Source organism: Coralloluteibacterium stylophorae, from assembly GCF_018122625.2.
GTDB classification, from domain to species: domain Bacteria; phylum Pseudomonadota; class Gammaproteobacteria; order Xanthomonadales; family Xanthomonadaceae; genus Coralloluteibacterium; species Coralloluteibacterium stylophorae.
The window spans coordinates 125,004-151,983 of the sequence record NZ_JAGQFT020000008.1; the positions used below are offsets into that span (position 1 = coordinate 125,004).

Here is a 26,980-nt window from a genome sequence, read left to right on the forward strand (position 1 = left end):
GGCGTCAGAAGCCTCCGCCGGCGTCGAGCCAGGCGCGCTCGCCTGCGGCGTCGGCGCGACCGAGCACAGCGTTGCGGTGCGGGAAGCGCCCGAAGCGCTCGATCACCTCGCGGTGCCGGCGCGCGTAGTCGGCCATGTCCTCGAACACGCCGCGGGCGGCCGGCGCGGCATCCCCGACGAGCGCTTCGAACAGCGCGACGCTGCGCACCTGCAGCGCCGGATCCTCGGCGTGCTCCAGCGGCAGGTAGACGAAGGCGCGCTCTATCGGCGCGAGCAGGCGGTCGCTGCCGTGGGCGATGCCGCCCAGCGCCAGCGCCTGCGCGCGCGGATCGCCGACCCAGGCGCGCGGGTCGCCGCGATAGATGTTGCGCGGGCACTGGTCGAGCAGAAGGATCAGCGCGAGCCAGCCGCGCGGCGTCGCGCACCAGGCATCGAGCCGGCCGTGCAGGGCGCGCAGCACCAGGGCGCCGAAGCGGCGGTCGATCTCGGCGTCGAACATCGGCTCCGGCGCGAACCAGCGCCGGCGCAGCGGCTCGGGCGGCAGGCCGTCCTGCCATTCCTCGCGCGCGCCGAACCAGAAACCGAGGAGCTCCTCCTGCGCGGCGGAGTCGCCGGCATCGCCGGTGGCGGCGCTCATGCGGCGTCTCCCGCGATGGCGTCGTAACCGCGGGCGCTGAACTCGATCAGGCACAGGCCGTTGCCGAAGGGGTCGGCGCAGGTGGCGATGCGCCCCCACTCCGCCTCGCGCACGGAGCCCTCCTGCACGCCGCCGGCCCGCAGCACGCGCGCGAGCGCCGGCTCGAGGGCGTCGACCGCGAAGTCCAGGTGCACCGGCGTCCAGTGTCTGGCGTAGTCGCGCAGCGCCGTGCCCGCGGTGCGGCTTCCGGGCGGCTGGCAGAGCAGGTAGATCGGCGCCTCGGCGCCGAGCAGCTCGATCCCGGCCGCGCCGAGACGACGGGCCGGGGCGAGATCGAACGCCTGGGTGTAGAACGCGACCGCCTGGTCAAGGTCGGCCACGTCGATGTTGATGAGGACCTGCGCCATGCCTGCTCCGCGGATGCCGCCCGCCCGGGCGTGGTGGGTCCGATTGTAGGAGAGGCCGTGCCGCGGGCCGCGGACGGGCGGGTGGGAACCCGCCCGCGGCGCGCGGGCGGAGGCCGTCAGTCCTTGTTGACCGAGATCACGGCGCCGGTGGTCGGGTCCACGCGGATCTCGACGTTGCCGCCGTCGGCGCGCTCGGCCTCGGCGGTCCACACGCCGTCGTCGAACTCGATGTCGTGCACGTTGGAGTAGCCCTCGGTGGACAGCGCGGCCTTGACCTCCTCCTCGCTGAGCCGCGAGGTGGCGTCGTCGCCGTAGACGTTGCCGCTGGCGGGATCCACGCGCACGTCGACGTTGCGGCCGTCGCCGCTGGTGGCATCGGCCTCCCACATGCCGTCCTCGAACTCGAGGTCGTTGACGTCGCGGTAGCCGGCGTCGGTCAGCGCCTGGCGGACTTCGGCCTCGGTGAGGCTGCCGCTGTCGGTGGTCTGCGCGACCGCGCTGCCGCCGAGCAGGGCGCCGCCGATCACGAGCGAAGTCAGGATGCGCTTGCGCATGGCGATATCTCCGGGTGGAAGGTGCGGCGATTCTCGGTACCCGCCCGTACAGCGGCGGGTGAACGTCCGCGCGCTGCGTTCATCTTCGCGAGGCCGGCGTGTGCGACCGCCACCTAGAATGGCGCACCGCGCGTCGCGCTCCTGCGCGACCGTCGACCGGACGCCGCATGCGCAAGATCGTGCACATCGACATGGACGCCTTCTACGCCAGCGTCGAGCAGCGCGACGATCCGGCGCTGCGCGGGCGGCCGGTGGTGGTGGGTGGCAGCGGCCCGCGTTCGGTGGTGTGCGCGGCGAGCTACGAGGCGCGCCGCTTCGGCGTGCGCTCGGCGATGCCCGGCACCCGTGCGCGGCGGCTGTGTCCGGACGCGGTGTTCGTGCCCCCGGACTTCCCGCGCTACCGCGCGGTGTCGCGGCAGATCCGCGAGATCTTCCTGGCCCATACCGAGCTGGTCGAACCGCTGTCGCTGGACGAGGCCTACCTCGACGTCACCGAGAACCGCCAGCGCCTGCCGACCGCCACCGCGGTGGCCAGCGCGATCCGCGCCGAAATCCTGGCGACCACCGCACTCACCGCCTCGGCCGGCATCGCGCCGAACAAGTTCCTGGCCAAGATCGCCTCCGACTGGCGCAAGCCCGACGGCCAGTTCGTGGTGCGCCCGGAGCGCGCGCTGGACTTCCTCACGCCGCTGCCGGTGGGGCGCCTGCCCGGGGTCGGCCGGGTGATGGAGGCGAGACTGGACGAACTCGGCATCGGTACCGTCGGCGCGCTCCGGACGCTGTCGGTCGAGGCGCTGGAAGCGCGCTTCGGGCGCTGGGGACGACGCCTGCACCAGCTCGCCCACGGGATCGACGACAGCCCGGTGCGTCCGAGCCGGCCGTCGCTGCAGGTGTCGGCGGAAGACACCTTCGAGACCGACCTGACGCTCGAGGAGCTCGCGCCGGCGATCGAGCGCATGGCGGCGCGGGCGTGGGAGGCCTCGCGCCGCGCCGGCCGCATCGGCCGCACCGTGGTGCTGAAGCTCAAGACCCGCGACTTCCGCATCCTGACCCGCAGCCTGTCGCCGCCGCGACCGCCGCGCGACCTGGCGTGCTTCGCCGCCATTGCGCTCGATCTGCGCGCGCGCGTCGACCTGCCGCCGTCGACCCGCTATCGCCTGGTCGGCGTCGGCCTCGGCAATTTCGTCGACGCCGACGACCCGGCGATGCTGCAGGCGAGCCTCGACCTGCCGGCCTGACTCACCAGCACTCGGCCTCGCTGCCCAGCGACGCGCTGCGTGCGCCGGTGCTGTCGAGCCGCAGGATCCCGCAGGTGGTGTCGCGCGCCTGCGCGCCCCTGGGCGTGGCGGCGATGGTGAAGCGCCGCGCAGCCGGCGCGCCGACGAAGCCGACGGTGTAGAAGGCCTCGAGGTCGGCGCCGCAGCTGGGATCCATCGGCGCGCCGACGTAGGTCATGTTGATCGTGTAGTGCCGCTCCAGCGCCTGCGCGCGCTCCTCCAGGCAGGCGGCCGCGGCCGAGCGCCGGGTCTTGATCACCGCGCCCTGGTAGCTGACGGTGGCGATGGTGGCGAGGATGGCGACGATCGCCACCGTGATCATCACCTCGATCAGCGTGAATCCAGGCGCCGGCCGGCGCCCCTGCATCGCATGCATGGCTACTCCCTGATCACTTCCCGCCAGGACACCCGTCCGAGCCGGCGCGGTTCGGCGATGCCGAGATCGGCGACGTTGCCGGACGAACCGCCGGTGACCAGCCGCCCGGCCAACAGCACGGGCAGCCCGGTCATGCCGACCCGCAGGTTGACCGAGCCCACCGGCGCCGAGCCGCCGGCGCCGCCACCGATCACCTCGTCGGCGAAACCGCCGTCGCCGTCGAGGTCGAAGAACGAGGTGTCCAGGCTGGTGCCGGTGAACGCGTCCAGCGCGTTGAGATAGCCGTCGCCGTCCGACTGGCAGGCGCCTGCCGTGGGCAGGATGCTGCTGACCACGAGCGTGCCGCCGTAGACCTGCGCGTCGCCGACGATGCGCTCGCCCTCCGGCACGCGCTCGGGCGGCGTCAGCAGGTCGATGAACCAGCCGGCCGCGTCGGGCGGCAGCGCCGAGGCGTCCTCGAAGCCGCGCACCGCATAGCCGCCGGCGGAGCCCACTACCTGGATCCGGCGCTGCGTGAGACGGTCGCGGGTGACCGCGCGTCCCGCGTCGACGATGCCGTAGAGGCTCTGTACGGCGGTGCTGTTGATGTCGCCCACGGTCATGAAGCGCCCGGTGCCGACGAACACCCAGGTGCGGTAGGTGCCGGGCTCCATCGCCACCGCCGGCCGCGCGGTGATCGGCTGGCGGCTGCCGCCGGCGTCAGTGGCGACGAACAGCGGCGCGCCGCGGTTGGCGATCGACCAGGTGTTCGGGTTCGCCGATGACAGGTCGAACTTCCACAGGTTGCCCTGCATGTCGCCGGCGTAGACGTGCTCGACCGTGCCGACGCCGTCGGCATCGACGCCGCCGTCCACGTTCCAGCCCGTCGGCGCCGACAGCCCGTTCGGCTGTGCGGCACTGCCCTGCCCGGTGTCGAGCGTCCGCAGCAGGGTGCCGCTGGCGAGGTCGTAGACCAGGAGCTGCGCACGCTCGCTGCTGCTGTTGATGCCGTTGCCGACGATCGCGACCGTCGCTCCGGAGTTCAGCCGCGCGACCAGCGGCGCGCCGGTCACCAGTCCGAGCGCCGGATTGGCGGCCCCGTTGGCCTCCCACAGCACGTCCGAGGAGCCGAAGCTGCCCGGCCGGGTCACGTCCAGCGCGAACAGTCCCCTGCCGCCGCGGCCCAGGCTGCCGACCAGGATGTCGCGCCCGCCGGTGAGCGCGCGCGGGGACACGACCACGGGGCCGTCGACGAAGTAGCGATGCGCGTAGGCGGGATCGCTCAGGGTCGCGAGCGCGGCGAAGTCGAGGCTCGCCGGCACGTAGGCGAAGCGCTCGGCGCCGGTGCGGGCGTCGAAGGCGTGCAGCATCCCGTCGTTGGCGCCGACGAACAGGGTCGCGGTGTCCTCCACGTAGGCCGGCGTGCTGTGCACGATGTCGCCGAGTGGACCGTTGCGGTTGCGCAGGGCGCCGCCGTTGCGCAGCTCCAGGCTGCGGTCGCCGAGCAGGTAGGCCACGTTCTGCGCCGCGCTCGCCGACGGAAAGCCGGTACGCGCCAGGGCGTCGCGCTGGGCCGCGGTCGGGAATGCGGCGCCCGCGCTGCCGGACCAGGTGTAGACCCGCCGGTTGCCGACGCCGGGAATGCCCTCGGACGCGCGCCAGCGGGCATTGGCCGCCGTGCAGCTGGCGGTCTCTTCCGCGGGACAGGCCAGCACCTCGCCCGACCACACGCCGGACACGAACGTGGCGTTGAAGATCTGCGTGTCGCTGGTGACCTGCTGGGAGGACGCGGCGACGTTGGAGAACGAGCCGGTGCGTTCGGTGATCGCCGACAGCGCCGCATCCAGGCCACGGGTGAAGGCGTCGGGGTCGGCGGCGGCGACGAAGGTGCCGCGGCCGTTGACCGCGGCGTGCAGAAGGTCGTCGATCTTGCGCCCGTCGAGGCTGTTGCTGGTCGGGTCCGGCCACGCCGCGAAGTTCGAGGGCACTTCGGCGACGCTGCGGAAGCCGGTGGTGCCGGTGAGGCCGATGGAGAGGCCGAAGGTCACCATGTGTTGCCAGAACGCGGAATTGCCGCCGGTGACGGGGACGATGTTGGCGAGGTCCGGGCGCAGGTCGCTCTTCCAGTACGCCATCGCCACGTCGGCCAGGGTGTTGGAGTATGCGTCGGCGTAGGGGGCAGTCGGTTCGTAGCGGTAGCTGGCGCCGTCCGGGCTGCCGATCTGCCGGCCAGTGGCGTTGTCCTGCTGGCCCACGTCGATGGTCGAGCCGGTCGAGCCGTTGACCGCGCTGCGGATCTCGTTCCAGTGTCCATCGGTGGTGAGGATCGAGAAGTTCTGCCGGCAGGCGTACTGGTCGGCGCCGGATTCCGGGCCGTAGGGCCCATAGGGCGAGGGGCTGCTGAAGTAGTCGCCGGCGAGCCTGAGCGCGCTGTGCAGCGGCGTGCCGTTGGCGGCGTTGGTGGCGTAGAGGCGGTTGTACCACTGGGTGCGGTTGTCGTCGCCGCCGGTGTCGGCGAACAGGCCGTCGTTGAAGTTGACCGGGATCGGGATCGCATGCGTCGGCAGGTTGCTGGCCGGCGTGGCCGCCGTGCCGCCGCGGCCCCAGATGGTGCGGAAGCCCACGCGGATGTCGGTGCCGAGTTCGCCGAAGGCGCTGGCCGCGGCCGCCTTGGCCGCCTTCAGGCGGGTGCGGTGGTAGGAGTACCAGGTCGCGAAGTTGGCGCGCTCCGCCGCTTCGCTGCGCCCGGTCGGCGTCGCGTAGGTGCACTCGCGCCAGCCCCAGCCGGTGGTCGAGGTATCGCAGCCGACGTCGCTCTCGCCGGTGTTGCTGCTGACGACGTCGAAGCTGTAGGACAGCGAGACGCCCGAGAAGCTCGTCGCGCCGTACAGCCGCACCTGGTAGGTGCCGGCCGCGGGCGCCGCGATCAGGCAGGTCTCGTCGTTGCCGGTCCCGGTGCTGCGGCAGGTGTAGCTGCTCGTGGTCGGCGTCGCCCCGAGACGCACGTACAGGTCGGCGCAGCCGAACTGGAAGAACAGGAACCCGCAGCTGCCGCCGGAGGAGGAAATCACGAGGTTGCTGGCGCCGGCCGGCACGTTGATCTGGAAGGTGCCGGCCCAGTTCCCCGACGACGCCGACTGGCTCGTCGACAGCGTGCCGGCGAACGCGTCCCTGCCGCCGCTGCCGAGCGCGCGCCGCGAACGCACGATGCGGCCGCTGGGGAGGATCTGGTAGCGGTAGTACTGGGTCGCGTCCGCCGGATCGGTGGCGCCGGGCATGGGCACGTAGAAGGTGCGCGTGCTGCCGGCCAGGTTGACCGTGGCCGAGCTGGTGCCGCTGCCGGAGTGGGTGACGAAGGCGTCGTTCGCGAAGGCCTGGCCGTAGGCGGTGCCCCCGGCCAGGGTTGCCCCGTCGGCCGTGGTCCATGGCTCGTAGGTGATCGCGGGGTTGTAGTAGAGCGTGTTGGTGGCCGCGCTCTGGTCGTACATCGCCTGCGCCGTGGTGGCGTCGCTGCCATAGGTGGCGTCGCGGCCGGTGTTGTCGCCGGTCGGGCCGCTGCTGATGCCGCCGCCGGCGATCTGCGCGACCTGCGGGTTGTACATGTACTGCCACAGCATCGAACCCGAGTCGTCGATGATGAACAGCACGTTCGGCGGAACCCGGCTCGCGGTGGTGAGCGGATCGTTGGGAATCGAGATGCCCGCGGCCGCGGGGAAGGCCAGCAGCGTCGCCAGGCAGGCGCAGGCACCGACCAACAGGCTGGAGCGCCAGCTGGCGCGGCGGATGGACCGGGGGCGGCGGATGCTGTCCATGGCTACTCGACCACGTAGTTCGTCTGCAGGAGGACCTCGGCGCGCGCGCCGGCGTCCACGGTGCCCGGGTCGTGGCTGCGTGCGGTGACGCGATAGCGCGGGGCGAGGCACAGCGCCGGCAGGGGCGCCATGCGGTCGCAGCCGGGCCACGTCGGCGCGTCGCCCATGTACTCGACGATGAACTGCGGCGCCGGCGCACCGTCGGCGGCGGCCCCGGCGGCACGCCACCCGCCGAAGCCGGGGCTCAGCCAGCGGTCGGCATCGCCCGGACGCGGCGCGGCGCACACGCCCTGCGCGCAGCCGCTCTCCGGGACGGTGGGACGCCCGGCGGCGAGCGCCTCGCCCTCGCGCAGCGCCGCCTCGGTCGCCTGGAAGGCGACGCTGCGGTCGACGAGGTTGGACGCCATCCGCTCCTGCAGGAGCGTCGTGCGCAGCACCGTGAGCCCGAGCAGGGTCATGACCAGCAGCAGGATCAGCACCGTGATCAGCGCCACGCCGCGCGCGGTGTCCGGGACGGGCGCCGGCCGGCTCATGCGTTGCGGTTCCGCAGCGCGACGACGTGGGAGAGCGTGCGCACGATCGGCTCACCGGCTGCGCCCACGCGCTCGTCGCCTTCGATGGTGAGTTCTACGCGCACGGCCGCGACTTCGCTCCAGTCCGGCACCGCGCTGGCCGGGAGGAAGGCATCGCCGTCGGTGAGCTGGTAGGCGAGCTGCATCTGCGTCACGCCCTCGAGGATTTCGTCGCTGCGGACCGCGATTCCGCCGGCCTGGACGCGTGCACGCGCCTGGAACAGGGCCGGCGCACCGCGCGCATTCACGCCGACGAACCAGCGCGTGGCGTGCACGCGGGTCAGCACGGCGTTCCCGCCGCTGTACTGCAGCGGCGCGCCCGAGCACGCGGGCATCCCCAGGTTGCGGCTGCAGTTGCCGCCCTCGGCCACGGTGACGGCGGTGCCGGCGACGCTGCCTGCACGGAAGATCGACGCCTGGCGCGCATCGCAGACCAGCACCAGGTCGCCGGCGGCGATGCGTGGCTGCGGCGTGTTGAGGGTGAAGCGTCCGCTGGCGACGTCGTGCGCCGCCACCGTGCTGACCTCGTAGCCGCCCTGCACGACCTGCACCGCATCGGTGCCGGCGATACGCGCGCCGCTGCCCGTGCCGAAGGCCGGCGCAGCGTCCGGGAAGGCGCCCTCGAAGCCACGCAGGCCGCCGCCCCAGCTCCCGGGCCCGGCCCACCACGCGGTTCCGGCCTCGCTGGCGACGTTGGCCAGCGGCACTTCGCTGGAGCAGGGATTGCCGCCGGCCTCGCGCAGGTCGCGGGCCATCAGCTCGAAGGCGATGCGCACGTTCTCCTGCACCCGGCCGAGGCTCTCGGTGGCGCGATAGGTCCGCGCGTTGCTCAGGAAGATGCCGATCGCCGCGCCCACGACCACGAGTCCGAGCGCCATCGCGATCATGAGCTCGATCAGGCTCATGCCGCGCAGGCGCAGGCGCAGGCGGCGCGGTGCCGGGCTCACGTGCGCTGCTCCAGGGCCGGCGCGTCCGGCGGACGGCTGCACTCCTCCGGGCTGGATCCGCGCGAGACCACCATGCGCCCGCCGCCCGAGGCGATCGCGACGTAGCGCAGGTTCTGCGCCGGCTGGCGCGTGGGCAGGCAGGCCGCCAGCGCACCCGCGAGCAGACTGCCGTCGGCGGCACGGGCGAGGCCATCGCTGCGGAACTCGACCGCGCCGGCCGAGCGGATCGACGCGCTTGCGTCCACCTGCACGGGCGCATCGACGCTGCCGGTGCGTACCACCTCGCCGCTCGACTTGACCGCCACGATCCAGCGCCGCCAGTCGCCGCCGCAGCTGCTGCCGTCGCTGCTCGGACACACACGCAGGGTCGCGTTGCGGCGGATCGCCTCGGAGCGGGCGAACTGCAGCGTCGCCAGCAGTTCGTTGGCGCCGGTGGTCAGGCGGTTGCCGTTGACGAGCCCGTTGAACGCAGGCACGGCCACGGTCACGGTGATGGCGAGCACCGCCACCGTGACCATCAGTTCGATCAGCGTGAACCCGCGCCCGCTCACAGCCGCGTCTCCATCGCGAACGACTGCAGGCCCGGGGCGTCGCTGGCGCCGCGTCCCGCGGTGGCCACGCCGCCGCCCTCGTCCCAGCGTACGGTGACCTCGCAGCGCGTGGCGCCGCACCGGATCGACCCGCAGGCCTCGGGGTCGACGTCCTGGTGCAGGGTCTGGATCCATGTGGCGACCGCGTCGGCGCTGCCGCCCTCGCCCGCCGGCGCGCTGCAGGTGCTGCCGATGTTGTAGGCGCCCGCCAGCGCGGCCTCGCGGTCGGCGCGCATCAGGTCGAGGATCGCATAGGTCTGGATCACCGCCTGGCTGCGCGCCAGCGCGTCCTGGTTGTTGCGCAGCGCCAGCGCCTGCAGCGCGGCGATGCCGAGCAGCCCGACGCCCAGGACCAGCACCGCGATGAGCACCTCGATCAGGCCGACGCCGCGCTGGCCGGCGCGGCCCGGCCCGCGTGCGGCGGCCGCCCTTCTGACGGACGTTGCGGAGGGACCGCTCCCGTGTCGGGGCGACGGGAGCATGGCGCGGCGGTCGGCGCTGGCGGATTCGGGCAGGCACACGGCTTCGCCAACGCTGGCCGAGCCCGGAGACCTCGACAATCGGAGGACTCTGAATTGACGTGATGGTCGCGCGACGACGCCGGCGCACGGGCGGGCCGCGCGTGGGGCGCCGGCTAGACGGGGACCGCGCCTAGCGCCAGGGTTTCACCACCAGCAGCGCGCCGACCGCGACCAGCGCCGCGCCGACCACGCGCAGCGGATCGACCGCGCGCACCTGGCCGAGCACGCCGAAGTGGTCGAGCAGCAGTGCGCCCACCATCTGCCCGAACACGATCAGGCAGATCAGACCCCCGGCGCCCAGGCGCGGCACCAGCGCCGTGCCCGCGAACACGAACAGCGCGCCGATCAGCCCGCCGCACCAGCCCCACCACGGCACCGCACCCAGGCCCGGCCCGAGCGGCGCCGGACGCATCACCGCGAGCGCGCAGGCAAGCGCCGCGGTGCCGACCAGGAACGAGGCGAACGCCGCGAACAGCGCGCCCCAGGTCAGCGCGCCCAGGCGCGCGTTGATCAACGCCTGCAGCGGCAGCAGCAGGCCGATGAGGACGGCGGCGAGGATCGGGAGTGCATGCATGGCGGCGGCGGCGGACGGGGGCCGGCAGGCTAGCAGCCGCCGCCGTGATCCCGCGCCTACTCGTCGAAGCGCAGGTGCTTGACCGACTTGCCGTGGCGGCGGATCAGCTTCAGCGCCTCGATACCGACATTGATGTGGCTCTCGACGAACTCGCTCGACACGCGCGCGTCGCTGGCCTCGGTCTTGACCCCGTCCGGGATCATCGGCTGGTCGGACACCAGCAGCAGTGCGCCGGTCGGGATGTGGTTGGCGAAGCCGGCCGCGAACACCGTCGCCGTCTCCATGTCGATGGCCATGCAGCGCAGCGTGCGCAGGTAGTCCTTGAAGCGCGCGTCGTGCTCCCAGACGCGGCGGTTGGTGGTGTAGACGGTGCCGGTCCAGTAGTCGTGGCCGAGGTCGCGGATCATGGTCGACACCGCGCGCTGCAGGGCGAAGGCCGGCAGCGCGGGCACCTCGGGCGGCAGGTAGTCGTTGGACGTGCCCTCGCCGCGGATCGCGGCGATCGGCAGGATCAGGTCGCCGAGCTGGTTCTTCCTCTTGAGTCCGCCGCACTTGCCGAGGAACAGCACCGCCTTGGGCATGATCGCCGAGAGCAGGTCCATCAGCGTCGCCGCGTTGGGGCTGCCCATGCCGAAGTTGATCATGGTGATGCCGTCGGCGGTGGCGCTGGGCATGGGCCGGTCGATGCCGACGATCTCGGCGCCGGTCAGGCGCGAGAAATGGCCGAGATAGCCGGCGAAGTTGGTCAGCAGGATGTGCTCGCCGAACGCCTCCAGCGGCACGCCGGTGTAGCGCGGCAGCCAGTTGGCGACGATGTCTTCCTTCTCTTTCATGGGTGCGGGTCCTGTTGGGGATCGACATGGCACGAGGCACGCGGCATGGAGCGCACGCGCGGCCGCACCCGACCGCCCGGACGCGCGCCTCCGCCGCAGACGCCGCCTCGCCGGCCAAGGATAGCGGCCGCATCCGCGCACAGCCGCCCCCGGCGCTTGGCAGCGCGCGCGCGCGCCGGCTAGGGTGCGGTCGGTTCACCACTGGGGATCGACCGACATGAAACGACTGGCCCTGGCCGGCCTCGCCGTGCTCGCCTGCAGCACGGCCGCGGCCGCCGACCGGCAGGCGCGCGCGGACGCCGACGCCTATCCCAGCACCTATGCCCCGATCGCCGCGGCGCCGACCCTGATCCGCGGCGCGACGGTGCTCACCGGCACCGGTACGCGCCTCGACGGCGCCGACGTCCTGATCGTCGACGGTCGCATCGCCGAGCTCGGCCGCGGGCTGCGCGCGCCTGCCGGCGCGCGCGAGATCGACGGTGCCGGCAAGTGGGTCACGCCCGGCATCATCGACGTGCATTCGCACCTCGGCGTGTATCCCAGCCCCGGACTGGACTCCCTGGCCGACGGCAACGAGATGAGCGCGCCGGACACCGCGCAGGTCTGGGCCGAGCACTCGGTCTGGCCGCAGGATCCCGGCTTCAACACCGCGCGCGCCGGCGGCGTCACCACGCTGCAGATCCTGCCGGGCTCGGCCAACCTCTTCGGCGGCCGCAGCGTGGTGCTGAAGAACGTGCCGGCGGTGACCTACCAGGGCATGAAGTTCCCCGACGCGCAGCAGGGCCTGAAGATGGCCTGCGGCGAGAACCCCAAGCGCGTCTACGGCGAGGGCAAGGGCCAGGCGCCGATGACGCGCATGGGCAACGTCGCCGGCTATCGCGCCGCCTTCGCCAAGGCCGCCGCGTACAAGCGCAAGCGCGACGCAGCCGCCGGCAACGGCGACGACGACAAGGACCCGCCCGAGCGCGACCTGCAGATGGACACCCTCGCCGGCGTCCTCGACGGCGACATCCGCGTGCACATCCACTGCTACCGCGCCGACGAGATGGCGACGATGATCGATCTGTCGAAGGAGTTCGGCTTCCAGATCGCCGCCTTCCACCACGGCGTCGAGGCCTACAAGCTCGCCGACCGCCTGGCGCAGGAGCGCATCTGCGGCGCGCTGTGGGCCGACTGGTGGGGCTTCAAGATGGAGGCCTACGACGGCATCCAGGAGAACATCGCCCTGGTGGATCGCCCGCCGAACGGCTGCGCGATCGTGCATTCGGATTCCGAGGAGGGCATCCAGCGCCTCAACCAGGAGGCCGGCAAGGTCATGGGCCGCGCCGCGCGCATCGGGATGCCGGTGACGCCGGAGCACGCGATCCAGTGGCTGACGCTCAACGCGGCGCGGTCGCTGGGCATCGACGACCGCACCGGCACGCTGGAGGCCGGCAAGATGGGCGACGTGGTGGTGTGGGACCGCGATCCCTTCAGCGTCTACGCGCACGCCGAGAAGGTGTTCGTCGACGGCGCCCTGCTCTACGACCGCGACGACCCGGCACGCCAGCCGGTCTCCGACTTCATGCTCGGCCAGGAGGGCGTCCGATGATCCGCACCACTACCCTCGCCGCCACCGCGCTGCTGTGTCTGGCCTCGATCCTTCCCGCCGCCGCGCAGGACGTCCTCATCCGCCGCGCGAAGGTCCACACCGCCACGGACCGGGGCACGCTGGCGGATGCCGACGTGCTGGTCCAGGGCGGCGTGATCCGCGGGGTCGGTCCTGGGCTCGCCGCGCCGGCCGGGATCGAGGTGGTCGAGGCAGGCGGCCGTCCGCTGACGCCCGGCCTCTTCGCCGGCCTCACCGCGCTCGGCCTGGAAGAGATCTCCGGCGAGCGCGACACGGTCGACCACGCCATCGACTTCAGCCAGGTCGCCACCGTCGATGCGCAATGGCGTCCGGAGTTCGACCCGGTGCCGGCCTACAACCCGCGCTCGGCCGCGATCGCCGTCAACCGGGTCGAGGGCCTGACCTTCACCATGCTCGCGCCCGGCAGCATGGGCGGCGGCAGCTTCGTCACCGGCCAGGGCGAGGCGGTGCGCCTGGACGGCCGCTTCGACGCCACGCTCGACGGCAGCCGCACGTTGTTCGTCGATCTCGGCGGCGGCGCGGTGCGGCAGGCCGGCGGCAGCCGCGCGGCGCTGTACATGCTGCTGGAGCAGGCCATCGCCGAGGCCGCGAGGACCGGCACCGCGTTGACCCTGGCCGACGCCGGCCGCGGGCTGCTGACCCCGGCCGGGCGCGAGACCTTCGCGCGCTACCTCGACGGCGGCCGCGTGGTGTTCTACGTCGACCGGGCCGCCGACATCGTGCAGGCGCTGAAGCTCGCCGAACGGCACGGCTTCGAGCCGATCATCGCCGGCGGCGCCGAGGCCTGGGAGGTCGCCGACCTGCTCGCCACGCGCGGGGTCCCGGTGCTGGTCGATGCGCTGGCGAACCTGCCGAGCGACTTCGAGCACCTGGGCGCGCGCCTGGACAACGCCGCGCGCCTGCACGCCGCGGGAGTGCCGGTGGGCTTCACCCAGTCCGGCGACGCCACCCACAACGCACGCAAGATCCGCCAGCTCGCCGGCGTCGCCGCGGCCAACGGCCTGCCGTGGGAGGCCGCGCTCGCCGGCATCACCTCGGTGCCGGCGCAGGCCTTCGGCGTCGGCGACCGGGTCGGCCGCATCGCCGTCGGCCAGCGCGCCGACCTGGTGCTGTGGAGCGGCGACCCGCTGGAGGTCACCACCGGCGCCGACCAGGTCTGGATCGCCGGCCGACCCGACCCGATGCGCTCGCGCCAGACCGAGCTGCGCGACCGGTACCTGGGCGAGACGGGCGGGTGGCCGCGGGGGTATGTGAAGTGAGCGGGTGAAGCGGGAAGAGGGATTCGGGAATCGGGAAGGGCGGGGGCGTCGCGGTCCGACCTTCCCTCCTCCGCAGGGGCGCAATCGCGGTCGGCGATTCATGGCGGACGCACCGGAACCGCGCCTGGCGGGATACCGCACCCTCACCATTCCCGATTCCCGCTTCCCTCCCCCAAAGCTGAACCGCCCGCCGCGCATCACGCCCTCGCAGCGACGGACCCACCGCATTCCCCCGTTGTAAGTCCCGAGGCCAACGCGGTCTCCACTCCACAACGCGAGGAATCGCCATGAACCGCACCCCGTTCCGCATCGCCCTGACCCTCGGCCTGTCCACGATGGCCGTGGCCGCGTTCGCCCAGGCCCCCGCCAAGGGCGAGCGTCCGGCGCCGCCGCCGCGCGACGTCGCCAGCCTCGAGCAGCACGCCCGCGAGCGCGCCGCCGCCATCGACGCCAACCGCGACGGCAGCATCACCGCGCAGGAGATGGTCGCGTGGGAAGACGCGCAGCGCCTGGAGCGCGCAGCCCGCCGCCTGGAGCGCATGGGCGGCAGCGACGGCCGCATCAGCGTGGCCGACTTCGAGAACGCCCAGTTCGAGCGCATCGCGCGCATGGATGCCGACGGCGACGGCAGCATCGAACGCGGCGAGTTCCGTCGCCATGGCCGTCATCACCGCGGGCCGCATGGCTTCGATGGCGCGCCCCCGGCCCCGCCGGCCGACGACGCCGCGCGCTGAACGGTCCATGCGATGATCCGGCGTCCGGTCACGCATCAATGCTCTTGATGGACATGCCTCCGGCGGGCCGCGCGCCCGCCGACACCGGGTCGGTCGAGGCCGGCCACGATCCCGATCTGGAGCTGGTGCTCCGGATCGGGCGTGGCGACCGGCTCGCGTGTACGCAGTTCGTCGACCGCTACCTCGACCGCGTGCAGCGCCTGGCCACGCGCCTCACCGGCAACCGCGAGGACGCCGAGGAGGCCGCGCAGGAGGTGTTCATCCGCGTCTGGCAGCAGGCCGCGCGCTGGACGCCGGGCAACGCCCGCTTCTCGACCTGGCTGTACCGGGTCACCACCAACGTCTGCTACGACCGCCTGCGCCGCCGGCGCGAGCACGAACCGATGGAGGCCGCCGACCACGTCAGTGGCGGCGACAGCCCCGAGCGCATCGCCGACGCCGCCGAGCGCGAGGCGCGCGTCGCCGCCGCGCTCGAGGCGCTCCCGGAGCGCCAGCACGCCGCGATCGCGCTCTGCCACTATGAAGGACTCAGCCAGCGCGAAGCCGCCGCCGCGCTCGAGGTGTCCGAGGAAGCCCTGGAATCCCTGCTCGCCCGTGGCCGCCGCGCCCTGCGCCGCAGCCTCATCGGAGACGCGTCATGACGCCCCGCCCGCCCCCCATGGATCCGTCCCGGCTCGAGCGGCTGCTCGATGCCTATGGCGGCGATCCGGCCCGCTGGCCGGAACGCGAACGCGCCGCTGCCCTCGCCCTGCTCGCGGCCGATCCGGTGGCGCGTGCGCGCACCGAGGCCGCGGCCGGATTCGACGCCCTGATCGCGCTGCCGCAGGCCGATGCCTCGCCACGGCTGCGGCAGCGCGTGCTGGCGACCATCCCGGCGCCGCGGCCGACGCTGGGCGAGCGCCTGCGCACGCTGTTCGAACCGTTCGGCGGCTGGCGCATGGCCGGCCCGGCCTTCGCCGCCAGCCTCGCCCTCGGCGTGGCCTTCGGGGCGCTGATGCCCAAGGACGACAGCCTGGCGCCGGGCGAGGCGCTGGTGCAGTACGCCCAGCTCGACGACCGCTACGCGGAGTTCTCGCCGTGACGCCGACCGCGCGAACCCTGCTCATCGCCTCGCTGCTGGTCAACGTGCTGCTGGCGGCGGCGCTGGCAACCTTCGCCCTCCGCGGCGACGATGGTCCGCCGCGTCCGCCCGGGCCCGGCGGCATGCCGCATCCGCGCGAAATCGTCGAGGCGCTGGGCAGCGGGCAGCGCCCGCTGCTGCGCCGGGCCTGGGAGACGCACCGCAACGACATCCGCGCGCGCTGGCGCGACATGCACGACGCGCGCGCGGCGATCCCGCGGATCCTGCGCCAGCGCCCGTTCGAGGCGACCGCGCTGGAGCACGGATTCGCCCGCCTGCGCCGTGCCGAGTCGCGGACCGCGGCGGCCGCGCAGGCGGCAATGGTCGACTTCGCCGCCAGCCTCGACGACGAGGGCCGCGCCCATCTGGCCGAGGTGATGACCCCGCCCGAGCCGCGCGGGCACGAGCGCGACGAGGAGCGCGGTGGCGAGCGGCGCGATGAGAACGGGGCGCGCCGCTGATCCTGCACGCGACGCGGGCGCGACATCGGGGATGATCGGGCGGTCCTCCGCTGGGAGCGTATCGTGTCCGATACCCGCGTCGTCTGGTTCTTCGATTTCGTTTCGCCGTTCGCGTACCTGCAGTGGCCGCGCGTGCGCGCGCTCGCAGCGCGCGCGCCGGTGACCCTGCGCCCGGTGCTGTTCGCCGGCGTGCTCAACCACCTCGGCATCAAGGGGCCCGCCGAGATCCCGGGCAAGCGCCTCTTCACCTACCGCCTCGTGCAGTGGCGCGCGCAGCAGGCGAAACGGCCGCTGCGCTTCCCCCCCGGCCACCCCTTCAACCCGATCGCCGCGCTGCGCCTGTGCATCGCCGCCGGCACCACGGCCGAGGCGATCGACGCGATCTTCGACTGGATCTGGCGCGACGGCCACGCCGGCGACACCGCGCTGGCGCTGGCGCCGGTGGCGGCACGACTGGGCATCGACGACGTGGAGGCGGCGATCGCGGCGCCCGAGGTCAAGGCCGCCCTGCGCACCCATTACGAGGCGGCGGTCGCCGCCGGCGTGTTCGGCGTGCCCACGCTCGCGGTCGGCGGCGAGCTGTTCTGGGGCGACGACGCCCACGGGCTCGCCGAAGCCGTGATCGACGATCCGACCCTGCTGGAGTCGCACGAGATGCGGCGGCTCAGGACCCTGCCCGAAGCCGCCGTGCGCAACTGAGCCGCGCTCAGCCCTGCGGACGCGGCGCCGCGGGCGCCGCCGGAGGCTGCGGCGCCTGCGGCGGTGCGGGCGGCGCGTCGATCGGCTGCGCCGGCCGGATGTAGAAGCCGCTGATCTGTCCGTCGGGACGGACCGCCCACGCCGTCTCCGCCGGCGCCTGCGCCTTCTCGTAGCGCGACACGCGCACGTAGATGCGCGCGTCCTGCTGCGTCGCGGTCTTCTCGCCGATCACCGCCACCTCCGGCCCCAACTGTTCGCGCACCTGGGCGCGCAGGGCGCCGAGCTGGTCGCGGCTGAGGTTGGCGGTCATCGAAGGATCGAACCGCGCGTACAGCGCGTCCAGGTCGCCGCCGGCGAACTGCTGGGTCAGCGCGCGCCCTTCCGACAGCGTCTGCGGATCGAGCGTGCCCTGCACGCGCGGCTCGCCCTGGCGCGCGGACGGCTGCGCCGGCGCGGACTGCTGGGCCTGCACCGCGAACGCGGCCGCGGCGAGGACGGCGAGGGACAGCAGGCGGAACGGCACGGTCGGACGCATCGGACGCTTTCCTAAAAGGGGGCGCCCGAGTGTAGCCGCGGCCCGCGGCCGGCGCGGCGGCTTCGACGTCCGTGCAATGGACAGCGGTCGTGGCGGGCGACCATGATCCCCGCACCATACGGTCCTGCATGGCGGCATGACGTACGGGCGGCCACCCTGTCCGCACGGCCGCCCCCGCACCGCCGCCGACTGCCACCGCCATCCGGAGACGCTTCCATGAGCCGACGCATCGCCCGCCATCGTCTGCAGGTCGCCCAGCCGCTCGCCGCCTTCATCGAGCAGGAGGCGCTGCCCGGCAGCGGAATCGAGGCGGACGCGTTCTGGGCGGGCTTCGACGCCCTCGCCCACGACCTGGCGCCACGCAACCGCGCGCTGCTGGCCGAGCGCGAGCGCCTGCAGGCGGCGATCGACGCCTGGCATCGCGAGCATCCCGGTCCGATCCGCGACGCGGCGGCGTATCGCGGCTTCCTGGAGGAGATCGGCTACCTGCTGCCGCAGCCGGCGGACGTGCGCGCGACCACCACCGGCATCGACGGCGAGATCGCCGCGCAGGCCGGGCCGCAGCTGGTGGTGCCGGTGATGAACGCGCGCTACGCGCTCAACGCCGCCAACGCGCGCTGGGGCAGCCTCTACGACGCGCTCTACGGTACCGATGCCATTCCCGCCGAGGACGGCGCCGAGGCCGGCAGCGGCTACGACCCCAGGCGCGGCGCGCGGGTCATCGCCTACGCGCGGCGGGTGCTCGACGCCGCGGCGCCCCTGGTCACGGGTTCGCACGCCGACGCCACCGGCTACAGCGTCGTCGACGGCGTGCTGCGCGTGGCGACCCGCGACGGCGCCACCGCACTCGCCGACCGTGCGCAGTGCGTCGGCTGGCGCGGCGACGCCGCGGCGCCCTCGGCGGTGCTGCTGAGGAACAACGGCCTGCACCTGGAGATCCAGATCGACCGCGACAGCGCGATCGGTCGCGACGACCCGGCCGGGGTCAGGGACGTGCTGGTCGAGGCCGCGCTGTCGACGATCATGGACTTCGAGGACTCGGTCGCCGCGGTCGATGCCGACGACAAGGTGCTGGCCTACCGCAACTGGCTCGGCCTGCAGAAGGGGGACCTGGCCGAAGAGGTCAGCAAGGGCGGTCGCAGCTTCACCCGGCGCATGGCGCCCGACCGCAGCTACACCACGCCCGCCGGCGACACCCTGACCCTGCACGGACGCGCGCTGCTGTTCGCGCGCAACGTCGGCCACCTGATGACCAGCCCTGCGATCCTGCTCGGCGACGGCAGCGAGATGCCCGAAGGGATCATGGACGGGGTGGTGACCACGCTGTGCGCCCTGCACGACCGCATCCGCCGCGGCAACTCGCGCACCGGCGCGATCTACATCGTCAAGCCGAAGATGCACGGGCCGGAGGAGGTCGCCTTCGCCGACGCGCTGTTCGCCCGCGTGGAGGACCTCTACGGCCTGCCGCGGCACACGCTGAAGATGGGGATCATGGACGAGGAACGACGCACCTCGCTCAACCTCGCCGCCTGCATCCAGGCGGCGGCCGCGCGCGTGGCCTTCATCAACACCGGCTTCCTCGACCGCACCGGCGACGAGATCCACACCGCGATGGAGGCCGGCCCGATGCTGCGCAAGGGCGAGATGAAGTCCACGCCGTGGATCCGCGCCTACGAGGACAACAACGTGCTGGTCGGCCTCGCCTGCGGGCTGCGCGGGCGGGCGCAGATCGGCAAGGGCATGTGGGCGATGCCCGACCGCATGGCCGAGATGCTGGAGCAGAAGATCGCGCACCCGCGCGCCGGCGCGACCACCGCCTGGGTGCCCTCGCCCACCGCGGCGACGCTGCACGCGCTGCACTACCACCAGGTCGACGTCGCCGCGGTGCAGGCCGAGCTAGAGACGGTCGACGTGGCCGCGCGCCGCGACGCCCTGCTGGCCGACCTGCTGACGGTCCCCGTGGTCGCGGAGGCCGACTGGCCGACGGACGCCGTGCAGCAGGAACTCGACAACAACTGCCAGGGCATCCTCGGCTACGTGGTGCGCTGGGTGGCGCAGGGCGTCGGCTGCTCCAAGGTGCCGGACATCCACGACGTCGGCCTGATGGAGGACCGCGCGACCCTGCGCATCTCGAGCCAGCACATCGCCAACTGGCTGCGCCACGGCGTGGTCGACGCCGCACAGGTGCAGCAGACCCTGGAGCGCATGGCGGCGGTGGTCGACCAGCAGAACGCCGGCGACGGCCTGTACCGGCCGATGAGCCCCGACTTCGCCGGCTCGCTCGCATTCCAGGCCGCGCGCGCGCTGGTGTTCGAGGGCCGCACCCAGCCCAGCGGCTACACCGAACCGCTGCTGCACGCGTGGCGGCTGAAGGCCAAGGGCGGCGCCTGAGCGCGGCGCCGGATCATTCCGCATCCACCGCCCGTCGGCGATGCTGCGCTTCCGATCCACACACGGAAGCCCCGCATGGCCACCCGCTTCATGGTGTCGCTCCCCAACCCCGAGGCCGCGCGCGGTCCCGATCCGGCGCTGTCGTTCAGCGCGGTCAGCGCCGAAGGCTTCGCCGAGGAACTCCAGGCCGCGCTGCGCGCGCCGGCGCTGTTCGAGCGCTGGCGGCAGATGCAGCCCGAACCCGACGAGGTGAACCCGGCGCTGGGCGCCACCGATGCCGATGCGACCGTGGCCGGCTCGCAGCGCGACCTGCGCATCGACCTCGACATCCGCACCGACCTGCCCGGCGACATCATCAAGCAGCGCCTGCGCTGGCTCGCCGGCAGCGGCTGGGAGCTGCGCGACGTGCGCGCGGCCTGATCAGCCGTCGTCGACGGCGCGCCGCGCCAGCGCGGTGTCGTCGCTGAAGAGCCCGTTGATGCCGAGCGCGAGGTAGGCGCGCATCTCGGCGATGGCGCCGGCCGGGTTGCGCTCGCCCTCGCCGCCGCGGCGCAGCGCCGGCGGCAGGAAGGCGTTCTCGGGGCGGAAGGTCCAGGGCATCACCGTCAGCCCCGCCGCGTGCGCATCGCGCACCACCCCGGTCGGCGCGGCGAAGCCGCCGTCGGCGGCGAGCGGCATCAGCACCCGGGTCGGTGGGCCCAGCGCATCCGCGTAGCCGGCCACCTCGCGCAGGCCGTCCGGCGTCAGCATCCGCGCATAGGTGAGCGCACCGCCGGCCGCGGCGACGTCGGCCGGCTGCGTCGCCGGATCGCCGACGAGCTGCAGCAGGCGCACGTTGCCGCGCGCGTCGCCGAGTGCGCGGCGCAGCGCCTTGAGGTTGGCGACCTCGAAGGACTGGATCCACACCGGCGCCTGCCGGGTGTAGGCGTGCGCGGCGAGCGCCTCCAGCAGCGGCGCCTCCATGGCCAGGCCGCGCGCGGCGAAGTAGTGGCCGTGCTTGATCTCGGGGATGAGGCCGATCGTGCGGCCGCGCGCTGCCGCCTCGCGCGCCACCAGCTCGACGATCTCGGCGAAGGTGGGAATGCTCTCCGTGCCGTCGTGGGCGCTGCCGCGCAGCCCGGGCAGCCGCTCGCGCGCGCGCAGGGTCCTGAGTTCGGCGAGACTGAAGTCCTCGGTGAACCAGCCGCTGACCTCGCTGCCGTCGATCGTGCGGGTGGTGCGGCGCGCGGCGAATGCGGGATGCGCGGCGACGTCGGTGGTGTCGCCGATCTCGTTCTCGTGGCGGGCGACGAGCACGCCGTCTGCGGTCATCACCAGGTCCGGCTCGATCACGTCCGCGCCCTGCTCGATCGCCAGCGCGTATGCCGCCAGCGTGTGCTCGGGACGCTGCGCCGACGCACCGCGGTGGGCGACCACCAGCGGCCGCGCGCCGGTGAGCGTGGCGACGGAGGCGGCATCGGCGGCGAAGGCGCCCGACACGGCCGCCACGGTCAGCGACAGTGCCGCGCCGAGGCGCGGCAGGAGGGCGAAGCGGTGCTGCGGCATGGCCTGTCCATTCCCGTGTGATGCGCCGATTGCACCTGCCGCGCCTGACACGCGCATGACGTCCGCGGACGCATGCCGGCCTCAGCCGGTGTTCTGCACGCCCGCGGCGATGCCGTTGACCGTGGCCACCAGCGCCTCGAACAGGTCGCCGTCCTCCGGCCGGTCGGCGGCGCGCCAGCGCGCCAGCAGGTCGACCTGCAGCAGGCTGATCGGGTCGACGTAGGGATTGCGCAGCCGGATCGACTGCCGCAGGCGCGCATCAGCGGCGAGCACCTCGTCGGCGCCGCGGATCGCAAGGATGCCGTCGCGGGTGCGCGTGAACTCCGCCTCGATGTCGGCGAAGTAGGCCTCGTGCAGCGTGCCGGCAAGGCGCGAATAGCGTTCGAAGATGGCGAGGTCCGACTTCGCCAGCACCATCTCCACGTCCTCCAGCAGGGTGCCGAAGAACGGCCACGCGCCGGCCATCTCCGCCAGCGCCGCATCGCCGTGGCGCGCGCGCGCGGCGGCCAGGGCGGTGCCGACGCCGTACCAGGCGGTGAGCCCGGCGCGGTTCTGGGACCAGGCGAACACCCAGGGGATCGCGCGCAGGCTCTCGACCCCGCCGGCACCGCCGCGCTTGCTTGGGCGCGAGCCGATGCGCAGGCGCTCGATCACGTCGATCGGCGTGGCCGCGCGGAAGTACTCGGGGAAGTCGCTGCGCTCGTGCACCAGCGCGCGGTAGGCGGCGCGGGCATCGGCGGCGAGCTCGGCGGCGATCGCCTTCCAGCCGGCCTCGCGCTCGTCGGCCGGGCGCGGACGCAGGGTCGCGCGCAGTACCGCGCCGGTCGCCTGCTCCAAGTTGCGCAGCGCGATCGCGCGCAGGCCGTACTTGCGGTGGATCACCTCGCCCTGCTCGGTCAGCCGCAGCACGCCGTCGACCGAACCGCGCGGCGCCGCGATCACCGCGCGCTCGGTCTTGCCGCCGCCGCGGCTGGCCGAGCCGCCGCGGCCGTGGAAGAACACGATGCGGATGCCGGCGGCGTGGGCGAGTTCGGTGAGCTCGACCTGGGTGCGCTGCAGCGCCCAGCGCGAGGCGACGATGCCGCCGTCCTTGGCGCTGTCGGAATAGCCCAGCATCACGATCTGGCGGTCGCCGCGCGCGGCGAGGTGCGCGCGGTAGCGCGGGTCGTCGAACAGCGCCTGCATCACGCCGCGCGCGGCGTCGAGGTCGTCGACCGTCTCGAACAGCGGCGCCACGTCCAGCGGCACCACGTCGTCCTCGACGCAGCCGGCGGTCCGCGCCAGCGCCAGCACGGCCAGGGCATCGGCCTGGCTGCGGCTCATGCTGATGATGTAGGGGCCGAACGCCGCCGCGCCGTAGCGCCCGCGCGCGTCGTGCACGGTACGCAGGACCTCCAGCGTCGCCGCGGCGGCGGGCGCATGCGGCGCCGGTGCCGGTGCGCTGCCGTCGAGCAGGCGCTCCAGTCGCGCCGTGCGCTCGGCGACCGGGCGCTGCGCCCAGCCCTCGTCCTCGAGCAGCGCCGCGAGCGCGGCATCGTGGGTACCGGAATCCTGGCGCAGGTCCAGCGTGGCGAGGTGGAAGCCGAAGGTCCGCGCCCGCCGCAGCACGCGCCTGAGCGCGAAGGCGCCGGCGTGCGCGCCGCCGTGGGCGAGCAGGCTGGACTCGACCAGGGCGAGGTCGTCGACGAAGTCGCGCACCGAGGGATAGCCCTGGGTGCGCTCGTCGGCGGTGGCCGAGAGGCGCCCGGCCATCAGCAGCAGCAGCACGCGGTAGGGCGTGTCGTCGTAGCGCTGCTTGATCCGCGATGCGGTCCTGGGCAGCAGGCGCCGATAGGCGGCGATGCGCTCGAGCACGCGCGGATCGACGTCCACGCGCGACAGCGACTGGGTCAGCAGCCCGGCGAGATGGCGCAGATCGCGGCGGTAGGCGGCGAGCGCCTGCTCGCGCTGCCCGGCCAGGGTGGCGGCCACGGTGTCCGCGCCGACGTTGGGATTGCCGTCCATGTCGCCGCCGACCCAGGAGCCGAAGGCGAGCACCTGCGGCTCCAGCGCGCGCGCCTCCTCGCCCCAGGTCGCGGCCATGGCGTCGACGAAGGCCTCCTGGAACACCGGCGCGACCTTGTACAGCACGTCGGACAGATAGAAGCTCACGTGCTCGAACTCGTCGGCCACGCTCGGCTTGTGCGCCGGCGTCTCCGCGGTCTGCCAGCCGGCGGTGAGCGCGGTGCGCATGCGTTCCACGCGCACCGCGCGCTCGGGCGGGGTCAGGCTGCGGTCGAGGTCGTCGACCAGGCAGCGCACGATGTCCTGCTCCTTCTCCAGCAGCGCGCGGCGCACGGCCTCGGTCGGGTGCGCGGTGAACACCGGCTCGATGCGCAGCCGCGGCAGCAGCGCGGCGATCTCGTCCAGGCCGACGCCGTCGGCCTGCAGCGTCTGCATCACCTGGCGCAGCGAGCCCGGCTGCGGGTCGGCCTCGGCGCGTTCGTAGTCGCGGCGGCGGCGGATGCGGTGCACACGCTCGGCCAGGTTGACCGCCTGGAAATAGGTCGCGAAGGCCCGCACCAGCGCCTCCGCGCGCTCCAGCGGGATGTCGTGCAGGAGATCGGCGAGGACGTCGACCGCGGCGCCGGACTCGCGGCGGCGGATCGCGGCGACGCGCACCGCCTCGACGTCGGCGAGGAAGTCGGCGCCGACCTGCTCGGCGAGGATCTCGCCGACCAGGGCGCCGAGGCGGTTGACGTCCTCGCGCAACGGGCGGTCGGTGTCGGGAAGCTGGACTTCGCGCAGCGGCGCGTCGAGAGGGGAGGCGGTCGCATTCATCGGGCCAGCCTAGCAGGGCGTCGCGGCGACGAGCCGACCCGCATTGAGGTACGCACCGGGGTGGCGCAGCAGGATCGCCGACCCTGGGGTCGACCCCAGCTTCCCTCCACACCCGCCGCCCCTACGCTGGCGGGCCGGGGCCACATGCAGGAGTCGCCCATGCCGCTGCTCGACAAGCTGCTCGGAGGCAAGGGACTGCCCGATCCGCTCGGCCTGTTCGGGCGCGGCGGGGGGCGCGGTGGCGCGGAGATGCCGCTGCCGGGCGGGCTGTCGCGCCAGTTCGGCGGGCCGCAGGCGCTCGGCGGCAGCCACCTCGCCGATGCGCTGACCCGCGCCGGCTACACCACGCCGGCAGCGCCGGGCCCGACCGACACGCCGACATCGGTGGCGACCGGACCGGGGACGGCGCCGTCGGCCGGCGCTCCGTCGCTACTGGCGCCACCCACGCCCGGGCTGGCGCTGGCCCGGCACCTCGGCGGCGGCATCCCCGTCGCGGCAGGAGTCGCGCCACCCCACACGGCGGCGACCCATCCCGGCAGCCCGGCGGTGGCGACCGCCACTGTCCCGCCCGGCCCTGCGCTGCCGCTGCCGGGACCCACACCGGGCCCGGTCGCCGGCGCGCTGCAGTCGCTGGGCCAGGCCGTGCACGGCCTGCTCGGCGGGCGCGGCGCGTCCGCGTCGCCGGTCCTGGTGCCCGGTGCACCCGGGGCCACGCTCCCGGCCGCGACCGGCCAGGCACAACAGAGCGTCGCGACGCCGGGCGCGTCCGCAATCCCAGGCAATGGCGCCACCGGGAATGCCCCCGGCTTCGCGCCTCCGGCGTCACCCATCGCGGCGGGTCCTTCGCCCGTCGCGACCGCCGCGGCGCCGGGCGCCACCCTGCCGGGGCCGCTCGCGGGCGCCGCGCGCTCGATCGGCGACGCGGTGGGGAGTCTGCTCGGGTTGACGCGCGCCGATCGCACCGCGACCCAGCCCGCTGCCACGCCGTTGGCGTCGGCCGTGGGCACGCCCGCAGGAGCGCCCACCGCCTCGCAGGCTGCCGTGCCGCAGCAGGCGCAGGTCGCGGCGTCGCCGGCACAGACTGCCGCCGCCCCGCCCGCGGCCGATCCCGCCGCGCCGGGACGCCAGCCGGTCGCCGGCGCGCATCCACCCACCCCACCGACGACCGCGGCGACGATGGCCGCCCCGCAGACGACGGCGGCGCAGCCACAGGCGACCGCGGCGGCGGCGCAAGCCGAGCAGGCGCCACCGGTGCAGATCCCGCGTCCCGAGGTGCCGGCACAGGCGGTGCGCAGTGCGGGCGAGGTTCCCGCTCCTCCGCACGACGCGGCGGCGCAGCCGTCGGCATCGGCGGCCGGCAACACGGCGACGTCCGCCGCCCTGGCGGCACCGGCCGCGGCGGGCGCGACGGTGCTCGCCTCGGGCGCGCCCGCCGCAGGCGACCGGGCCGCCGACGCGCGGCTCGCACAGGGGACCACCGCGGACCTCCGCGCGCCGGTGCGCGAGCCCCCACCGGGGGTGGCCTACACCGCCGACGGTCCGATGCGACGCAGCCTGCGCCAGCGCCTGCGCACAGTGCCCGGCGCCATGACCCGGCTGCTGGTGACGCTGGGCCTGGCCGGTCCGCAGATCCTGGTCCGCGACGCCGACCCCGAACGCGAGCGCCAGCGCGCCCTGCAGCAGGTGTTCTGGGTGCTGGCGCTGGTCGCCTACGGCTGCCTGGCGCTGTCGCTGCTGATGCTGCTGCCGGCGCTGCGCGAGGGCGGCCTGGCGCCGGCGGCGGCCACCGGCGGCGGCGCCAGCCTGCTGGTCGGGCTGGCCGCAGCGGTCGCGGCCTGGTGGGTGACGCACCGCCTCACGCGCCGCCGCGGGACGAACCGGCGACGCTGAGCCGGCTCACCCGCCCAGCCGGCTCAGGACGCCGCCGTCGCTCCGCAGCACTTCTTGAACTTGCGGCCGCTGCCGCAGTGGCAGGGATCGTTGCGCCCGGGCAGCGCCTCGCGCCGTGCGGGCGCCGGGCGGCGGTCGTGCAGGCGCTGCAGGAACATGCCGTGCAGCAGATCGGGCAGGTCGTAGGCGAGGTCGAAGCGTTCGTCCTCGGTCAGCAGGCTGTCGACCTCCAGCCCGGCATCGCGCGCCTGCTCGGCGTCGACGATGGCCAGCTGCATCACCACCGCCAGGTCGCTGGCGATGTCCTCGTGGTCCTCGGCCCAGCCGTCCCAGGCAGCCTCGTCCAGCGCCGCAGCGCGCATGAAGCCCAGCGCCCAGGCCGCGGCGAAGGGGAAGCCGGCCGCGTCCTCCCCGGCCTCCGCGCCCGCGGCACCCGCCTCCCCGGACGCGTCCTCGTCCTCGGCCGGCATGCCCAGCAGCGGAAAGGCGCTGTCGCGGCCGCCCGGGCGCTCGTCGGGATCGATCGACACGCGCCGCAGGATCTGCGCCGCGAGCCGAGCGATCAGGCCTTGCGCCTCGGCCATCTGGCGCGCGTCGCGGCGCGCCCCTTCGCTGCCCCAGATCGCCGGCAGCCAGCTCTCCGGCGCGAGCTCGGCCGGCCCCACCAGCACCGCCGAGAGGAAACCGTCGAGCATCTCCAGGTCCGGGATGCCGTCCTCCGGATCGGCGCAGCGCTGCAGCAGCAGGTCGAGGCGGTCGAGGTCGTCGTCGTCGAGCGGCGCGGCGTTGAGGTCGGGTGTGGGATTCATGCGGGCAC

The 26,980-nt window shown here is 74.0% G+C and carries 26 protein-coding genes; 11 read left to right on the top strand and 15 right to left on the bottom strand.

What is annotated here, in order from left to right:
• Positions 1–4: 4 nt before the first annotated feature.
• The 3 genes from KB893_RS12780 to KB893_RS12790 all read right to left on the bottom strand — a co-directional run bounded on the left by KB893_RS12780 (position 5) and on the right by KB893_RS12790 (position 1,598).
• Positions 5–637 carry a DUF924 family protein gene (locus KB893_RS12780; RefSeq protein ID WP_211926269.1) on the bottom strand — a complete coding sequence of 211 codons (633 nt, stop codon included), beginning with the start codon at positions 635–637 and terminating at the stop codon, positions 5–7.
• On the bottom strand, positions 634–1,044 hold the full coding sequence (locus KB893_RS12785; protein WP_213173770.1) for a VOC family protein: 411 nt from the start codon (positions 1,042–1,044) through the stop codon (positions 634–636). Before KB893_RS12785 ends, KB893_RS12780 begins: the two co-directional genes overlap by 4 nt.
• Positions 1,045–1,160: 116 nt before the next feature.
• Entirely contained in the window at positions 1,161–1,598 is a 438-nt protein-coding gene (locus KB893_RS12790) for a PepSY domain-containing protein (RefSeq protein WP_211926271.1), read from the bottom strand.
• Positions 1,599–1,765: 167 nt separating this feature from the next.
• On the opposite strand from KB893_RS12790, the gene dinB reads away from it, so the two are divergent.
• Positions 1,766–2,836, top strand: coding sequence for a DNA polymerase IV (dinB, locus tag KB893_RS12795; RefSeq protein ID WP_211926272.1), 1,071 nt, complete (start codon positions 1,766–1,768; stop codon positions 2,834–2,836).
• 1 nt (position 2,837) lies between these two features.
• On the opposite strand, the gene KB893_RS12800 is transcribed toward dinB, so the two are convergent.
• From KB893_RS12800 to KB893_RS12835, 8 genes are all read right to left on the bottom strand, one after another.
• Positions 2,838–3,251, bottom strand: a complete 414-nt coding sequence (locus KB893_RS12800; RefSeq protein WP_211926280.1) for a type IV pilin protein — start codon at positions 3,249–3,251, stop codon at positions 2,838–2,840.
• Positions 3,252–3,253: 2 nt separating this feature from the next.
• Positions 3,254–7,042: a PilC/PilY family type IV pilus protein gene (locus tag KB893_RS12805; RefSeq protein WP_213173771.1), complete on the bottom strand. Its 3,789-nt coding sequence runs from the start codon at positions 7,040–7,042 to the stop codon at positions 3,254–3,256.
• Positions 7,043–7,044: 2 nt separating this feature from the next.
• Positions 7,045–7,575: a pilus assembly PilX family protein gene (locus KB893_RS12810; RefSeq protein WP_211926273.1), complete on the bottom strand. Its 531-nt coding sequence runs from the start codon at positions 7,573–7,575 to the stop codon at positions 7,045–7,047.
• Positions 7,572–8,561 (bottom strand): PilW family protein, encoded by a 990-nt coding sequence (locus tag KB893_RS12815; RefSeq protein WP_338026948.1) that lies wholly within the window; start codon positions 8,559–8,561, stop codon positions 7,572–7,574. Before KB893_RS12815 ends, KB893_RS12810 begins: the two co-directional genes overlap by 4 nt.
• Positions 8,558–9,112, bottom strand: a complete 555-nt coding sequence (locus KB893_RS12820) for a GspH/FimT family pseudopilin (protein ID WP_338026949.1) — start codon at positions 9,110–9,112, stop codon at positions 8,558–8,560. Before KB893_RS12820 ends, KB893_RS12815 begins: the two co-directional genes overlap by 4 nt.
• The gene (gene pilV / locus KB893_RS12825) at positions 9,109–9,633 is read right to left on the bottom strand and encodes a type IV pilus modification protein PilV (protein WP_211926274.1); all 525 of its coding nucleotides are present in this window, start codon (positions 9,631–9,633) and stop codon (positions 9,109–9,111) included. The genes KB893_RS12820 and pilV overlap by 4 nt, the downstream gene beginning before the upstream one ends.
• A gap of 169 nt (positions 9,634–9,802) precedes the next feature.
• Positions 9,803–10,246, bottom strand: coding sequence for a DMT family transporter (locus tag KB893_RS12830; RefSeq protein ID WP_211926275.1), 444 nt, complete (start codon positions 10,244–10,246; stop codon positions 9,803–9,805).
• 56 nt (positions 10,247–10,302) lie between these two features.
• The gene (locus KB893_RS12835; RefSeq protein ID WP_211926276.1) at positions 10,303–11,079 is read right to left on the bottom strand and encodes an AMP nucleosidase; all 777 of its coding nucleotides are present in this window, start codon (positions 11,077–11,079) and stop codon (positions 10,303–10,305) included.
• 217 nt (positions 11,080–11,296) lie between these two features.
• Here KB893_RS12835 and KB893_RS12840 point away from each other — a divergent pair, with 217 nt between their 5' ends.
• The 7 genes from KB893_RS12840 (at position 11,297) to KB893_RS12870 (ending at position 16,982) form a co-directional block, all read left to right on the top strand.
• Positions 11,297–12,670, top strand: a complete 1,374-nt coding sequence (locus KB893_RS12840) for an amidohydrolase (RefSeq protein ID WP_211926277.1) — start codon at positions 11,297–11,299, stop codon at positions 12,668–12,670.
• Complete coding sequence (locus tag KB893_RS12845; RefSeq protein ID WP_211926278.1) at positions 12,667–13,968, top strand: amidohydrolase family protein; 1,302 nt, start codon at positions 12,667–12,669, stop codon at positions 13,966–13,968. Before KB893_RS12840 ends, KB893_RS12845 begins: the two co-directional genes overlap by 4 nt.
• A gap of 287 nt (positions 13,969–14,255) precedes the next feature.
• The gene (locus KB893_RS12850) at positions 14,256–14,702 is read left to right on the top strand and encodes an EF-hand domain-containing protein (RefSeq protein WP_213173772.1); all 447 of its coding nucleotides are present in this window, start codon (positions 14,256–14,258) and stop codon (positions 14,700–14,702) included.
• A 47-nt stretch (positions 14,703–14,749) separates the two neighbouring features.
• On the top strand, positions 14,750–15,343 hold the full coding sequence (locus KB893_RS12855; protein WP_211927786.1) for an RNA polymerase sigma factor: 594 nt from the start codon (positions 14,750–14,752) through the stop codon (positions 15,341–15,343).
• Positions 15,340–15,783, top strand: coding sequence for a hypothetical protein (locus KB893_RS12860; RefSeq protein ID WP_211927785.1), 444 nt, complete (start codon positions 15,340–15,342; stop codon positions 15,781–15,783). The genes KB893_RS12855 and KB893_RS12860 overlap by 4 nt, the downstream gene beginning before the upstream one ends.
• Positions 15,780–16,283, top strand: a complete 504-nt coding sequence (locus KB893_RS12865) for a periplasmic heavy metal sensor (protein WP_211927784.1) — start codon at positions 15,780–15,782, stop codon at positions 16,281–16,283. Before KB893_RS12860 ends, KB893_RS12865 begins: the two co-directional genes overlap by 4 nt.
• A 63-nt stretch (positions 16,284–16,346) precedes the next feature.
• A complete protein-coding gene (locus KB893_RS12870) occupies positions 16,347–16,982 on the top strand; it encodes a 2-hydroxychromene-2-carboxylate isomerase (RefSeq protein WP_211927783.1) in 636 nt (211 codons plus the stop codon).
• Positions 16,983–16,989: 7 nt separating this feature from the next.
• Here the strand turns inward: KB893_RS12870 and KB893_RS12875 are convergent, their stop codons facing one another.
• Positions 16,990–17,517, bottom strand: a complete 528-nt coding sequence (locus KB893_RS12875; protein ID WP_211927782.1) for a DUF3887 domain-containing protein — start codon at positions 17,515–17,517, stop codon at positions 16,990–16,992.
• Between the two features lie 216 nt (positions 17,518–17,733).
• On the opposite strand from KB893_RS12875, the gene KB893_RS12880 reads away from it, so the two are divergent.
• Both KB893_RS12880 and KB893_RS12885 read left to right on the top strand, forming a co-directional pair.
• Entirely contained in the window at positions 17,734–19,908 is a 2,175-nt protein-coding gene (locus KB893_RS12880) for a malate synthase G (RefSeq protein ID WP_211927781.1), read from the top strand.
• 75 nt (positions 19,909–19,983) lie between these two features.
• Complete coding sequence (locus KB893_RS12885) at positions 19,984–20,328, top strand: hypothetical protein (protein ID WP_213173773.1); 345 nt, start codon at positions 19,984–19,986, stop codon at positions 20,326–20,328.
• Here KB893_RS12885 and KB893_RS12890 read toward each other — a convergent pair whose 3' ends face one another.
• Positions 20,329–21,453: a glycerophosphodiester phosphodiesterase gene (locus KB893_RS12890; RefSeq protein ID WP_213173774.1), complete on the bottom strand. Its 1,125-nt coding sequence runs from the start codon at positions 21,451–21,453 to the stop codon at positions 20,329–20,331.
• Between the two features lie 81 nt (positions 21,454–21,534).
• Complete coding sequence (gene ppc / locus KB893_RS12895) at positions 21,535–24,273, bottom strand: phosphoenolpyruvate carboxylase (protein ID WP_211927847.1); 2,739 nt, start codon at positions 24,271–24,273, stop codon at positions 21,535–21,537.
• Positions 24,274–24,432: 159 nt separating this feature from the next.
• Here ppc and KB893_RS12900 point away from each other — a divergent pair, with 159 nt between their 5' ends.
• Positions 24,433–26,163: a hypothetical protein gene (locus KB893_RS12900; RefSeq protein ID WP_213173775.1), complete on the top strand. Its 1,731-nt coding sequence runs from the start codon at positions 24,433–24,435 to the stop codon at positions 26,161–26,163.
• 23 nt (positions 26,164–26,186) lie between these two features.
• On the opposite strand, the gene KB893_RS12905 is transcribed toward KB893_RS12900, so the two are convergent.
• Positions 26,187–26,972, bottom strand: coding sequence for a UPF0149 family protein (locus KB893_RS12905; RefSeq protein WP_211927835.1), 786 nt, complete (start codon positions 26,970–26,972; stop codon positions 26,187–26,189).
• Positions 26,973–26,980 lie beyond the last annotated feature (8 nt).

Coding starts and splice junctions, on each gene's coding strand:
- KB893_RS12780 (WP_211926269.1), bottom strand. CDS start 637: ATGAGCGCCGCCACCGGCGATGCCGGCGACTCCGCCGCGCAGGAGGAG.
- KB893_RS12785 (WP_213173770.1), bottom strand. CDS start 1,044: ATGGCGCAGGTCCTCATCAACATCGACGTGGCCGACCTTGACCAGGCG.
- KB893_RS12790 (WP_211926271.1), bottom strand. CDS start 1,598: ATGCGCAAGCGCATCCTGACTTCGCTCGTGATCGGCGGCGCCCTGCTC.
- dinB (WP_211926272.1), top strand. CDS start 1,766: ATGCGCAAGATCGTGCACATCGACATGGACGCCTTCTACGCCAGCGTC.
- KB893_RS12800 (WP_211926280.1), bottom strand. CDS start 3,251: ATGCATGCGATGCAGGGGCGCCGGCCGGCGCCTGGATTCACGCTGATC.
- KB893_RS12805 (WP_213173771.1), bottom strand. CDS start 7,042: ATGGACAGCATCCGCCGCCCCCGGTCCATCCGCCGCGCCAGCTGGCGC.
- KB893_RS12810 (WP_211926273.1), bottom strand. CDS start 7,575: ATGAGCCGGCCGGCGCCCGTCCCGGACACCGCGCGCGGCGTGGCGCTG.
- pilV (WP_211926274.1), bottom strand. CDS start 9,633: ATGCTCCCGTCGCCCCGACACGGGAGCGGTCCCTCCGCAACGTCCGTC.
- KB893_RS12830 (WP_211926275.1), bottom strand. CDS start 10,246: ATGCATGCACTCCCGATCCTCGCCGCCGTCCTCATCGGCCTGCTGCTG.
- KB893_RS12835 (WP_211926276.1), bottom strand. CDS start 11,079: ATGAAAGAGAAGGAAGACATCGTCGCCAACTGGCTGCCGCGCTACACC.
- KB893_RS12840 (WP_211926277.1), top strand. CDS start 11,297: ATGAAACGACTGGCCCTGGCCGGCCTCGCCGTGCTCGCCTGCAGCACG.
- KB893_RS12845 (WP_211926278.1), top strand. CDS start 12,667: ATGATCCGCACCACTACCCTCGCCGCCACCGCGCTGCTGTGTCTGGCC.
- KB893_RS12850 (WP_213173772.1), top strand. CDS start 14,256: ATGAACCGCACCCCGTTCCGCATCGCCCTGACCCTCGGCCTGTCCACG.
- KB893_RS12855 (WP_211927786.1), top strand. CDS start 14,750: ATGGACATGCCTCCGGCGGGCCGCGCGCCCGCCGACACCGGGTCGGTC.
- KB893_RS12860 (WP_211927785.1), top strand. CDS start 15,340: ATGACGCCCCGCCCGCCCCCCATGGATCCGTCCCGGCTCGAGCGGCTG.
- KB893_RS12875 (WP_211927782.1), bottom strand. CDS start 17,517: ATGCGTCCGACCGTGCCGTTCCGCCTGCTGTCCCTCGCCGTCCTCGCC.
- KB893_RS12880 (WP_211927781.1), top strand. CDS start 17,734: ATGAGCCGACGCATCGCCCGCCATCGTCTGCAGGTCGCCCAGCCGCTC.
- KB893_RS12885 (WP_213173773.1), top strand. CDS start 19,984: ATGGCCACCCGCTTCATGGTGTCGCTCCCCAACCCCGAGGCCGCGCGC.
- KB893_RS12890 (WP_213173774.1), bottom strand. CDS start 21,453: ATGCCGCAGCACCGCTTCGCCCTCCTGCCGCGCCTCGGCGCGGCACTG.
- ppc (WP_211927847.1), bottom strand. CDS start 24,273: ATGAATGCGACCGCCTCCCCTCTCGACGCGCCGCTGCGCGAAGTCCAG.
- KB893_RS12900 (WP_213173775.1), top strand. CDS start 24,433: ATGCCGCTGCTCGACAAGCTGCTCGGAGGCAAGGGACTGCCCGATCCG.
- KB893_RS12905 (WP_211927835.1), bottom strand. CDS start 26,972: ATGAATCCCACACCCGACCTCAACGCCGCGCCGCTCGACGACGACGAC.